General features: G+C 62.1%; 13 protein-coding genes. 9 read left to right on the top strand and 4 right to left on the bottom strand.

Translation table 11 applies throughout. From position 1 onward, the window contains the following. Nucleotides 1-251: 251 nt before the first annotated feature. From fmdA to HX824_RS25730, 6 genes are read left to right on the top strand one after another with little or no spacing between them, the layout of a single operon-like run. A complete protein-coding gene (fmdA, locus tag HX824_RS25755; RefSeq protein ID WP_076016701.1) occupies nt 252-1,481 on the top strand; it encodes a formamidase in 1,230 nt (409 codons plus the stop codon). A gap of 2 nt (nt 1,482-1,483) precedes the next feature. Further along, nucleotides 1,484-1,831, top strand: a complete 348-nt coding sequence (locus tag HX824_RS25750) for a zinc ribbon domain-containing protein (protein WP_008432727.1) — start codon at nt 1,484-1,486, stop codon at nt 1,829-1,831. Nucleotides 1,832-1,846: 15 nt separating this feature from the next. Then, the gene (locus tag HX824_RS25745; protein ID WP_003218599.1) at nt 1,847-2,890 is read left to right on the top strand and encodes an aliphatic amidase; all 1,044 of its coding nucleotides are present in this window, start codon (nt 1,847-1,849) and stop codon (nt 2,888-2,890) included. A 3-nt stretch (nt 2,891-2,893) separates the two neighbouring features. Then, the gene (locus HX824_RS25740; RefSeq protein ID WP_177020137.1) at nt 2,894-3,850 is read left to right on the top strand and encodes an AAA family ATPase; all 957 of its coding nucleotides are present in this window, start codon (nt 2,894-2,896) and stop codon (nt 3,848-3,850) included. Between the two features lie 49 nt (nt 3,851-3,899). Then, on the top strand, nt 3,900-4,463 hold the full coding sequence (locus HX824_RS25735) for a DUF2239 family protein (RefSeq protein ID WP_177055354.1): 564 nt from the start codon (nt 3,900-3,902) through the stop codon (nt 4,461-4,463). A 22-nt stretch (nt 4,464-4,485) separates the two neighbouring features. Next, a complete protein-coding gene (locus tag HX824_RS25730) occupies nt 4,486-5,841 on the top strand; it encodes an MATE family efflux transporter (protein WP_003218590.1) in 1,356 nt (451 codons plus the stop codon). 124 nt (nt 5,842-5,965) lie between these two features. Here the strand turns inward: HX824_RS25730 and HX824_RS25725 are convergent, their stop codons facing one another. The 3 genes from HX824_RS25725 to HX824_RS25715 form a co-directional block, all read right to left on the bottom strand. Beyond that, nucleotides 5,966-6,427 carry a DUF4440 domain-containing protein gene (locus HX824_RS25725; RefSeq protein WP_008432732.1) on the bottom strand — a complete coding sequence of 154 codons (462 nt, stop codon included), beginning with the start codon at nt 6,425-6,427 and terminating at the stop codon, nt 5,966-5,968. A 72-nt stretch (nt 6,428-6,499) separates the two neighbouring features. Further along, nucleotides 6,500-7,471, bottom strand: a complete 972-nt coding sequence (locus HX824_RS25720) for a GlxA family transcriptional regulator (RefSeq protein WP_008432734.1) — start codon at nt 7,469-7,471, stop codon at nt 6,500-6,502. A 165-nt stretch (nt 7,472-7,636) separates the two neighbouring features. Beyond that, nucleotides 7,637-8,416 (bottom strand): helix-turn-helix transcriptional regulator, encoded by a 780-nt coding sequence (locus tag HX824_RS25715; RefSeq protein WP_008432735.1) that lies wholly within the window; start codon nt 8,414-8,416, stop codon nt 7,637-7,639. Nucleotides 8,417-8,531: 115 nt separating this feature from the next. Here HX824_RS25715 and HX824_RS25710 point away from each other — a divergent pair, with 115 nt between their 5' ends. Next, on the top strand, nt 8,532-9,416 hold the full coding sequence (locus HX824_RS25710; RefSeq protein WP_134326948.1) for an EamA family transporter: 885 nt from the start codon (nt 8,532-8,534) through the stop codon (nt 9,414-9,416). Here HX824_RS25710 and HX824_RS25705 read toward each other — a convergent pair. Then, the gene (locus HX824_RS25705) at nt 9,394-9,951 is read right to left on the bottom strand and encodes a GNAT family N-acetyltransferase (protein ID WP_008432737.1); all 558 of its coding nucleotides are present in this window, start codon (nt 9,949-9,951) and stop codon (nt 9,394-9,396) included. The two genes, HX824_RS25710 and HX824_RS25705, sit on opposite strands and share 23 nt — an antisense overlap. Before the next feature lie 147 nt (nt 9,952-10,098). On the opposite strand from HX824_RS25705, the gene HX824_RS25700 reads away from it, so the two are divergent. Both HX824_RS25700 and HX824_RS25695 read left to right on the top strand, forming a co-directional pair. Beyond that, nucleotides 10,099-10,599: a sigma-70 family RNA polymerase sigma factor gene (locus HX824_RS25700; RefSeq protein ID WP_003219490.1), complete on the top strand. Its 501-nt coding sequence runs from the start codon at nt 10,099-10,101 to the stop codon at nt 10,597-10,599. A gap of 32 nt (nt 10,600-10,631) precedes the next feature. After that, nucleotides 10,632-11,606 (top strand): FecR family protein, encoded by a 975-nt coding sequence (locus tag HX824_RS25695; RefSeq protein WP_008432738.1) that lies wholly within the window; start codon nt 10,632-10,634, stop codon nt 11,604-11,606. The last annotated feature ends 86 nt before the right edge of the window (nt 11,607-11,692 follow it).

The raw sequence follows: 11,692 nt of genomic DNA, 5'->3' as shown, positions 1-11,692 counted from the left end.
CGGTCCAAAGCCGGAGTGAGGGCACACCGAGCCTAAGCGAGGTGCCGAGTGGTGGGGCAAGAGCGTTTTGCTTACTTTTGCGCTTTTCAAAAGTGAGCCGCTGTAAGAGCGGAACCGATATCAGCCATCACCCAAAAAACGGATATGCCCCCCAACCCCAAAGACGCATACGTCATCCAACGTATTCCCCGCCCAACCCCATCCCCGTGAGACTGCTCCCGACAGCCAACCCACCCTCCGGGAGCACCTCGATGACCGACACCCTGATCAAAGTCGACCTCAACCAACCCGTCACCGAAAACGAACAGATCCACAACCGTTGGCACCCGGACATCCCGATGGCTTGCTGGGTCAAACCCGGCGATGACTTCATCCTCGAAACCTACGACTGGACCGCCGGCGCCATCAAGAACAACGACGACGCCAGCGACGTGCGCGACGTCGACCTCTCCACCGTGCATTACCTCTCCGGTCCGGTGGGCGTACACGGCGCCGAACCCGGCGACTTGCTGGTGGTCGACCTGCTCGACATCGGCGCCAAGGCCGACTCCCAGTGGGGCTTCAACGGCTTCTTCTCGCGCCAGAACGGCGGCGGCTTTCTCACCGATCACTTCCCCAGCGCGCAAAAAGCCATCTGGGATTTCAAGGGCATGTTCACCAGCTCCCGGCACATCCCGGGCGTCAATTTTGCGGGCCTGATCCACCCCGGCCTGATCGGCTGCCTGCCCGACCCGGTGATGCTCGCCGACTGGAATCGTCGCGAGCAGGAGCTGATCGACACCAACCCGACCCGCGTCCCACCCCTGGCCAACGCGCCGCTGGCCGCCACCGCGCACATGGGCAAACTCAAGGGCTCGGCCCGTGATGATGCCGCCGCCACCGGTGCCCGCACCGTGCCGCCCCGTGAGCATGGCGGCAACTGCGATATCAAGGATTTGTCCCGCGGCTCGAAGATCTATTTCCCGGTGTACGTCAACGGCGCCGGCCTGTCGGTGGGCGACTTGCACTTCAGCCAGGGCGACGGCGAAATCACCTTTTGCGGCGCCATCGAAATGGCCGGCTGGGTGCACATGAAGGTCGAGCTGATCAAGGGCGGCATGGCCAAATACGGGATCAAGAACCCGGTGTTCAAGCCAAGCCCGATCACCCCGAACTACAAGAACTACCTGATCTTCGAAGGCATCTCCGTCGACGAACAGGGCCAGCAGCATTACCTGGACGTCAATGTCGCTTACCGCCAGGCCTGCCTGAATGCGATCAACTACCTGACCAAGTTCGGCTACTCGCCGGCCCAGGGGTATGCGTTGCTCGGCTCGGCGCCGGTGCAGGGGCATATCAGCGGCGTGGTGGACATCCCCAACGCCTGCGCGACGTTGTGGCTGCCGACTGAAATCTTCGAGTTCGACATCAACCCCAACGCCAACGGCCCGACCCAATTCCTCGACGGCAGCATCGACCTGCCCATCGCTCCGGACCTGTAGCCATGCCGACCTACGAATATGCCTGTGAGTCCTGCGGCACCTTCACGATGCTGCGGCCCATGGCCCAGCGTCACGAACCCAGCCAATGTCCGTATTGCGACGGCCCGGGCGGGCAGTTGCTGCTGTCGGCGCCGGCGCTGACCACGCTGTCGGCCAATCAGCGCAAGGCCATAGCCGGTAACGAGCGCAGCGCCCATGCGCCGCAAACCGTCGGCGAATATCAGGCAGCGCGCAAGCACCCGGCGGGCTGCAGTTGCTGTGGCACCAGCAAGCCGGTGGTGCCGAGCAAGGCCAACCCGCTGGGGCTCAAGACCAGGACCGGGCCACGGCCCTGGATGATCAGTCACTGACCGAGGAGATTTGCAATGCGCCATGGCGACATTTCCAGCAGCCCGGATACGGTCGGCGTTGCTGTCGTGAACTACAAGATGCCGCGCCTGCACAGCAAGGCCGAGGTCATCGATAACGCGAAGAAGATTGCCGAGATTATTGTCGGCATGAAGCAGGGTTTGCCCGGCATGGACCTGGTGGTGTTCCCCGAATACAGCACCATGGGGATCATGTACGACCACGACGAGATGATGGCGACCGCTGCGAGTATTCCCGGCGAGGAGACGGCGATTTTCTCCGCGGCCTGTCGCCAGGCCAATACCTGGGGCGTGTTTTCCCTGACCGGTGAACGCCACGAGGAGCACCCGCACAAGGCGCCGTACAACACGCTGGTGCTGATCAATAACCTCGGCGAGATCGTCCAGCGTTACCGCAAATGCATTCCGTGGTGCCCGATCGAGGGCTGGTACCCGGGCGACCGCACCTACGTGTGCGACGGGCCCAAGGGCATGAAGGTCAGCCTGATCATCTGCGACGACGGCAACTACCCGGAGATCTGGCGTGACTGTGCGATGAAAGGCGCCGAGCTGATCGTGCGCTGCCAGGGCTATATGTACCCGGCCAAGGAGCAGCAGGTGCAGATGTCCAAGAGCATGGCCTGGGCCAATAACTGCTACGTGGCGGTGGCGAATGCGGCGGGGTTCGACGGGGTGTATTCGTACTTCGGGCACTCGGCGATCATCGGCTTCGATGGCCGTACCCTGGGCGAGTGCGGCGAGGAAGAGATGGGCATTCAGTACGCCCAGCTGTCGGTGTCGCAGATCCGCGATGCGCGGGCCAACGACCAGTCGCAGAACCATCTGTTCAAGCTGCTGCACCGTGGCTACACCGGCATGCATGCCTCGGGCGATGGGGACAAGGGCGTGGCGGATTGCCCATTCGAGTTCTATCGCACCTGGGTGCTGGACGCGCAAAAGGCCCAAGAGAATGTCGAGGCCTTCACCCGCAGCACCGTCGGTGTCGCCGAATGCCCGGTGGGGCAGTTGCCCCATGGCGGTAAAGAAAAAACGGCGGGTTGAGGCATGCGGTTTACTTTTGAACCGGCCCAGGTCATGGCCTTGCTGCGCAGCCGTATCGTTGGCCAGGACGCAGCCCTGGCCCAAATGGAAGGGTTGCTCAAGGTGGTCAAGGCCGATATCGGAGAGCGTGAGCGGCCGTTGAGCGTCAACCTGTTCATGGGGCCTACCGGGGTCGGCAAGACGGAAATCGTCCGGCTGCTGGCCCAGGCGTTGCACGGGCGTGCCGACGGGTTCTGCCGTATCGACATGCACACCCTGGCCCAGGAGCATTATGCCGCCGCACTCACCGGTGCACCGCCGGGTTATGTCGGCAGCAAGGAGGGCATCAGCCTGTTCAACAGCGAATTGATCCAGGGTAGCTACAGCCGCCCTGGTATCGTGCTGTTCGACGAGTTGGAAAAAGCCAGCCAGGAAGTGGTGCGCAGCCTGCTGGGCATCCTTGAAAACGGCCAGCTGACGCTGGCGGGCGGCGCTCGTACGCTGGACTTTCGCAACAGCCTGATCTTCATGACCAGCAATATCGGCGCCCAGCAGGCGCGTCGGCACCGGCAACGCTTTGCCCCGTTGCGCTGGTGGGGGCGCGGTGAAGCGGGGGTGTTGGAGGACGCCTTGCACCGCCACTTCGAACCGGAATTTCTCAATCGCATCGATCGTATCCTGATGTTCGAGCCCATCGACCATCAGTGGCTTGAGGCGCTGCTCAAGGTGGAACTCGGCAAACTCAATCAACGCCTGGCGGCGCAGCACCGTTCATTGGTGCTGGATGAATCGGCACGTGCCTGGCTGTGCCGCGACCATGACGTACGGTTCGGCGCCCGCGCCTTGGGCCGCCGATTGCGGGTGGAGCTGGAGCCGGCGATTGCCGAATGCGTATTGCGCGACCCGGGTGTGGGCCCCATGGGCGCGACTGTCGACAGTGATCGTTTGGTGGTTTCGCAACAAGCGGCTTGCATCCAATAAATTTCAGACTAATATAACCCGGGTAAAAAAAATAATCCGGGTAAAAGTCATGAGCGCATCACAGTGTACCGCCTTCCTTGGCCACCAACGCGTGGCTGCCGGCTCTTATGCCGACGTCGCCAAAAACCTGAAAAGCCTCGACCTGGCGACGGGCAGCTTGCTGGTGTTTGATGACGCCAGCGGTGTTCAAGTCGATTATCCCTGGCCCGCCGGTTACGCACCGCAGCAACCGACCCTCGCGGTGACGGAGGCCGACGTGCCGGCGTCACCTACTGTAGGCCGTCCGAAGCTGGGGGTGGTCGCCCGTGAAGTGACCTTGCTGCCGAGGCACTGGGAGTGGCTGGGACAACAACGCGGCGGCGCCTCGGCGGCCTTGCGCCGGTTGGTGGACGAAGCGCGCAACGCCCATGCCGAGCACGATGAGCGGCGCCAGGCGAAGGAGTCCAGCTATCGTTTCATGAGCGCCATCGGCGGCGACCTGCCAGGTTTTGAAGAAGCCTCGCGGGCGTTGTTTGCCCAGGACGGCGCCGACTTTTCCAACAAGATCGCGCACTGGCCGGTGGATGTGAAGTTGTACCTGGCCTGGTTGTCACGCAACGCTTTCCCTGCCTAATTGCATTGAGATCCGAACCTTCATGGAAGTCACCCAGCAACGACCGTTGTGGCAGATCTACCTGATCTTTCTGGCACCCATGGTGCTGTCCAATTTCCTCCAGAGCTTTTCCGGCACGCTGAACGGGATCTATGTCGGGCAGATGCTCGGCACCCAGGCGTTGGCGGCGGTGTCGGGGATGTTCCCCATCGTGTTTTTCTTTATCGCCCTGGTGATCGGCCTGGGGGCGGGCGCTTCGGTGCTGATCGGCCAGGCGTGGGGCGCGCAGGAAACCTCGATGGTCAAGTCGATCACCGGCGCCACCCTGACCCTCGGCGCCCTGATCGGGGTGATCGCGGCGGTGCTGGGCAGCGTGTTTGCGCGCCCGGCAATGCAGGCCCTGGGCACACCGGTGGATGTGCTGGATGACGCGGTGGGTTATGCGCAGATGATGATGCTGATCATGCCGCTGTTGCTGGTGTTCATCCTGTTCACCCAACTGCTGCGGGGCGTGAGTGACACGGTGTCGCCCTTATTGGCGCTGATGGTGTCGACCACCGTGGGCCTGGTGCTGACCCCTGCGCTGATCAAGGGTTGGCTGGGCCTGCCGCCGATGGGTATCCAGAGCGCGGTGGTGGCGGGGTTGGTGGGGAATGCCCTGGCGATGACGTTCCTGGTGCTGCGCCTTCGCCATAAAAACCACGTGATGGCGCCGGATCGCCAGTTGATGGCGGCGCTGCGGCTGGATCGGGTGATTCTGGGCAAGGTCCTGCGTATCGGGTTGCCTACGGGGTTGCAGATGGTGGTGCTGTCGTTGTCGGAGCTGGTGATTCTGGCGCTGGTCAACAGCCATGGTTCCCAGGCGACGGCGGCGTATGGGGCGGTGACGCAGATCGTCAACTATGTGCAGTTTCCGGCGTTGTCGATTGCGATCACGGCGTCGATTCTGGGGGCGCAGGCGATCGGGGCGGGGCGCCTGGAGCGGATCGGGCCGATCCTGCGTACGGGGATTTTGATCAACCTGTGCCTGACGGGTGGGTTGATAGTGCTGGGGTATGTGTTGTCGCACTGGCTGTTGGGGTTGTTCATTACCGACGTGGATGCGCGGGTCAAGGCCGAGCACCTGCTGCATATCATGCTCTGGAGCATCCTGGTGTTCGGTTTCCAGGCCGTGGTGGGCGGGATCATGCGGGCCAGCGGGGTGGTGCTGGTGCCGGTGGGGATCTCGATCGTTTGCGTGTTGGGGGTGGAGTTGCCGGTGGCGTATCTGCTGAATGCGCGGTTTGGGCTGGAAGGGGTGTGGATGGCGTTTCCGGTGACGTATCTGGCGATGTTGGGGTTGCAGACGGCTTATTACCGGCTGGTTTGGCGGCATAAGCAGATCAAGCGGTTGGTGTGAGTGTGTGGGGTGGCGCGGGTACCTATTCGTCATATAGGTACCGGCCATCCAGGACTATCAGATTGATGACGCAACGCTAAGACGCGTAAGCGTTTGCGCCAAGGTCTCGTTTTCGGACATCGGCTTATTTGAAGTTGGTATCGGCGATCGGCATGATGCTCGCTACACGCCAGCCATCCTTGCCCATGACCAGCGTCTGGCTGATCAGGAAGGTGCTGTCGGTAGGTGTTTCACCGGCGTGGCTACGGGTGAAGGTGATCGGCACCATCAGTTGCGCAACGTTATCGGCCACCAGCACCACGCTGAAGTGGCTCATGTCGGGCTTAAGTTGCCAGGCGCCCTGGTAGTACACCTTGAGCTTGCTGACCACCGCATCCGGCCCCCAGTTTTCGCCACCTCGGGCGTACCAGAGCATTTTTGGCGAGTCCCAGAGCATTGCCTTGATCTGGGTGAGGTCGTGGGCGTTTTGAGCGGCGACAAACCGGGTGAAGAAGGCGCGAGCGTCATCCTCTTTGGCTGCGGCGAAGCTTGTGGTGGCGCTAAGCAGGCTGAGCAAGGCGCCGAAGGCCAGGGCATAAGGTTTCATGGAGTTCCTCGGGAATCGGGTTGAGTGACCTGAGGTTTAGCCTAGGCTCGGGCAGGGCGAAGCAAAGGCCATTTAACCCTCGTTTCTGGACATTCCCGATGCCGCCGTTTCCGACCGGCTTCTTGCCGTGCGCCGCATCACCTGCGGCGGTTTGCCGAATTCGCGGATAAATGCCCTTCGCATGCGTTCGCTGTCGCCAAAGCCGGTCTGGCGGGCAATGCCTTCGATAGGATGACGGCCGTCCTGGATCAGCACCAAGGCTGTTTCGATCCGCAGCTTTTCAATGGCTTTGGCTGGGGATACGCCGGTCTGTGCTCGAAACGCCCTGCTGAATTGGCGCAGGCTTAAATGGGCTGCTTCGGCCAGTTCGTCGAGGCTCAGGCTGCGATGCAGGTTATTGCGCGCATAGGCTATGGCAGTCTGGATACGGTCGGTCTTCTGTTCCATGTCCAGCAGTGCCGAGGACTGTGGCTGCCCCCCGGCACGGCGGTTTTGCAGGATGAAGGTTTTCGATACCGCCCGCGCTACCGTCGCGCCAAGATCGGCTTCGACCATCGCCAGGGCTTGGTCGATGCCAGCGGTCATGCCGGCGCTTGTCCATAGCGAACCGTCGACGATAAACAAACGCTCCTCTTCCAGCCGCACCTTGGGGTAGCGTTTGCGGAATTCTGCCGCGAAAAACCAGTGGGTGGTCGCTCGCATACCGTCAAGCAAACCGGCTTGGGCCAGGAAGAAGGTTCCGGAGCAGGTGGCGGCCAGGCGTCGGCTATTTCTGGCAGCCTGACGCAGGTAATCCAGCAAGCCGGGCGTGAATTCGCGGTCATTGCCGCCACCGATGATCACCGTGTCGAATGCAGTCTTGCCGAAGGCTTCAGTCTGCACCACCACGCCGAGTGAACTGCGTACCGGCCCGCCGTGCTCCGAGATCAGACGTACGTCGTAATGGGTTTTACCCAATGCATTATTGGCACTCTCGAAAACTGACAGTGCAGAGAAACTCATGACGCCGAAACCGGAAAAGGTGATGAAACCAATGCGTTGCATGAGGCGCTCCAAAACCGTCTGATCTGTCAATCAAGGTGACAGACAGATTACCTGAAGCGGATTTTTTCCCGTAGTACCGCGTCGGTAAAGTCATTGACGCCGTTACCGCAGCAACGGGTAAATACCCCGGACCAATCCATCCACAAATCCCCCCACCGGTCTCAATCAGCGTCGCAACTCGTTGCTGAAATAACGACTCGGCACCTCACCCAACACACGCTTGAACACCGTCGCAAACGCACTCGGGCTGCTATACCCCAAATCCAGCGCCACCCTGGTCACCGGTTCCCCATTGCCCAGCCGCACAATCCCCGCCAGCAGGCAGGCTTGCTGGCGCCACTGCAGGTAACTGATACCCGTGGCTTGACGAAACTGCCGGGTAAACGTCCGGCGGCTCATCCCCGCGCCGAAGGCCATGGCATCAATGCTGACCTCCAACGAAGGCCCAGCCAGGAACTCTTCGCAGGCCTTCGCCAATCGAGGCTCGGCCGGCAACGGCGCACACAGCGGCAGCACCGGCATCCGGGCGATCTCGTGCAGCAGCAAGCCCATCAAATAGCTGTCGCGGCCACCCATCGCGTAACGCGCAGGTACCTCGACGGCCTTCTCCAGCAACTGCCCAAGCAGCGGCGACACATCCAGCACCTGGCACTGTTGCGGCAACTCCAGCCGCCGCGCCGCCTGCGGGCGAATGTAGGTGTTGAGCATCGTCACCGGCCCGCGCATCAGCATGGCGTGGGACACATGCGGCGGCACCCAGATCGCGCGGCGGGGCGGCACCACCCAGTTACCGGTGGCGCTGTAGACGGTAATGACACCCTGGCTGGCATAGGCCAACTGGCCTCGCGGGTGCGCGTGGGCGGGGAACAGCTCGCCGTCGGCATAGTCGATGGCGGTCACGACCACGTCGCGCGGGGTGTTTTCGTAGGGATGAATATCGGGCATGGCCTGATTCTAGCCTTTGTTGACCCACAATCGCAGGCGGGCCATCGCGGTTTACGAAAAAATCTGTCGGATGCACGGCCTCCTGTCGTGCCACCGAGTCAATGGACCCGTCACGATGAAGCAAAAACACCTGTTACTGGCCGTCCTGGTGACGGCTGTGTGGGGACTCAATTTCCCCATTACCAAACTCGGCCTGGCCGAGATCAACCCGCTGTTGCTGACGGCCCTGCGGTTCACCCTGGCGGCGTTGCCCTGGGTGTTTCTGGTGCGCCGGCCCCAGGTCGCGGTGAAGTGGCTGGCGGCCTATGGCTTGATATTCGGGGTGGCGATGTGGGCCTTGATCAACCTCGGGATCGCCATGGGCGTACCCCCTGGCAGTGCCTCGCTGCTGATCCAGTTCAGCGCATTCTTCACCCTGGGCTGGGGCGTGCTGCTGTTTCGGGAAAGCCTTTCCCTGGCGCAATTGATCAGTGTGCTGCTGGCGGCCATGGGGTTGGCAGGCATGCTGCTGGGCGTGGTGGGGACGGCCACGCTGCTGGGGTTTGCCCTGGTGCTGTTCAGTGCCCTGGCCTGGAGCATCGGCAATATCATCATCAAGGTCTCCGGGGTGCGGGAGATCTTTGCCTTCGTAGTCTGGGCCAGCCTGTTTGCACCGCTGCCGCTGGTGCTGTTGACGTGGCTGCTGGACGGCCCGCAGGCCTTTGCTGCGTTGCCCGGGCAGTTGAACGGCGTGGCGTTGTTCTCGCTGGCGTTCCAGGTGTATGGCGCGACGCACTTTTGTTACTGGGGCTGGAACCTGCTGTTGCGCGAGTACCCGGTTTCCCGGGTGGCGCCCCTGTCACTGCTGATCCCGGTGTTCGGCATCGTCAGCTCAATGCTGATCCTGGGTGAGCGCCCCGGGGTTTCGCAGTGGCAGGCCATGGGCTTGATCCTCTTGGCCCTGATCGTCGGCCTGAAGAAGGGGCGCCCGTTGTGGGTCAGGCAGGACGGTCACGCTTGAGCAGGCCATACAGCGCGCTGTCCGAGATCTCGTCGCCGACCACCCAGCGCTCGCGCAGCAAGCCTTCGCGGACGAAACCCAGGCGCTCAAGCAGCTTCGCGGAGCCCAGGTTGCGTGGGTCAATGTCGGCTTCAAGGCGGCGCAGCCCGGCGGTGTTGAACCCATGGTCGATCACCGCGCGGGCGGCTTCGCTCATGTAGCCCTTGCCCCAATGCTGGCGGCCCAGGGTAAAGCCGATTTCAGCGCGGCGGCATTGCTCGTCGACATTGAACAGGTCGCAACTACCGATCACCTCGCCGGTGGCCAGCAACTCCACCATACACACCAGGTCTTCACCGGCAATCGATGCCTCCATCAATTGGCCGAAGCGTTCAACGGCTTGCTCGGCGCGGGTCATGGTGGGAAAGGAAAAGTAGCGCATGGCCTCGGGGTCGGACCAAATGGCAAACAGCGCGCGCCAGTCATCCTGATGGGGAGGGCGCAGGCCCAGGCGTTCGGTGGTGAGAAGTACGGGGGCGAAAAAGGGCAGGGTCATAAGGTGCTCGTCCGTGAAAGTCACGGGCGAATGCTGCCGGGATTGGGCGGGTTGTACAAGGGTCGAGGAAAGAGGACGACGGCAAGCAATTGCTCCACTTAATAGGAAGCATTACTATTCACACCCCACCTCCCCAGTGCTTCCTTGATGACTCCTCAGCCGCCCCGCAGAACAGGCTTTTTCGAGCACTACGAAGAGTTGATCGGGACCTGGACGCGCCGCCTGAGAAACCGTCAGCAGGCCGAAGACCTGGCCCACGACACTTTTGTGCGGGTGCTTGAATCCAGCGCCACCAAGGTTGAGCAACCTCGCGCCTATCTGCATCAAACGGCGCGCAATATCGCCGTTGACGCCTATCGCCGCGAGGACCGGCGGGAGGCGATGGCCTTGGAAGCCTTTGACCAGAGTTCGCCCCACAGTGGCGACCCGGAGCATTTCATGCACGCGATCCAGCTGGCGGATTCCATCGAGCGAGCCCTGGCCGAGCTGCCGCTCAATTGCCGCAAGATTTTCATCTGGCAGAAAATCGAGGGCCTGACCCAGCAGGAAATCGCCGAACGCCTGGGCCTGTCTAAAAACATGGTGGAAAAGTATATGATCCGCACCCTGCGGCATCTACGTGACCGCCTGGATGCGATGGCACCATGACCAATGCCCGCTTTGAAACAGGATCTTCCATGATGGATACCCGTGAGTGTGCCTGCGGCAGCGCGACGGCCCGCGACGAGGCGGCGCAATGGTTTGTGCGTGTGCAGGACAGCCCATTGAGCGCAGAAGAACGCGAGCGTTTTGATGCCTGGCGTGCAGAGCATGCCGAGCACCAGTACGAATTTGATGTGCTGCAAGGTTTGTGGAGTGCCACCGACCTGGTGCCCAAGGCGCGCTTGCAGGCGTTGTGCGATGCCCCGCAGCCGCGTGCGAAGCGCCGGCCCGTGCTGCGTTATGCAGTGGCTGCAAGTGTGCTGGCGGTGGCCCTGGGCCTGGGGTTGTTCAGTGGCCTGGATCATCCGGCGACGTACAACGCCGAGTTCCGCACTGCGTTGGGGGAGCGCCGGCAGGTGGCGTTGCCCGACGGCTCGCTGATGGACTTGAACAGCCGCAGCGTGGTGGCCGTGCACTATGTAAAAGGCCAGCGCGGCATCGAGCTCAAGCAGGGCGAGGCCATGTTCAGCGTCGAGCACGACACCAGCCGGCCCTTCGTGGTGGACGCCGGGGCAGGGCAGGTGACGGTCACCGGTACGCGTTTCGACGTGCGCCGCGATGACGACCAGACCCGCGTGGTGGTCGAGGCCGGTACGGTCAAAGTGCAAGGGCGCTCATCCGATGACATCGTGATGCTCACGGCTGGTCGGGGCACCCATGTGGATACCCGGGGCCAGGTGGCGGCTGCCTACGCCGTCAACCCTGAAGAGCTCACGGCCTGGCGCACCGGCAAACTGGTGTTCAACAACGCCACTCTCGGCGAAGTGGCTCGGGAGGTCTCACGTTACCGCGAGCAACCTTTGCGGGTCAGCGCGCCCGCGGTGAGCAACCTGCGCTTGACCAGCGTGTTCAAATCCACCGACACCGACGCCTTGCTCAAGGCCTTGCCGCACATTCTTCCGGTGGCCTTGCGCACCTTGCCGGACGGTAGCCAGGAAATAATTTCGCGATAGATTCAGGTTTTTTTCGAGTTCTTCGTCTTCTTGTGCAACTGCAACTGGTTTGCATTAACAGCCGCACTCTCTTGCGATCACAGGAC

Source organism: Pseudomonas sp. D4002, from assembly GCF_013385665.1.
Taxonomy (GTDB): Bacteria; Pseudomonadota; Gammaproteobacteria; order Pseudomonadales; family Pseudomonadaceae; genus Aquipseudomonas.
Note: the sequence above shows the minus strand (reverse complement) of the source record. Positions and strands in the feature narration are given on the sequence as shown.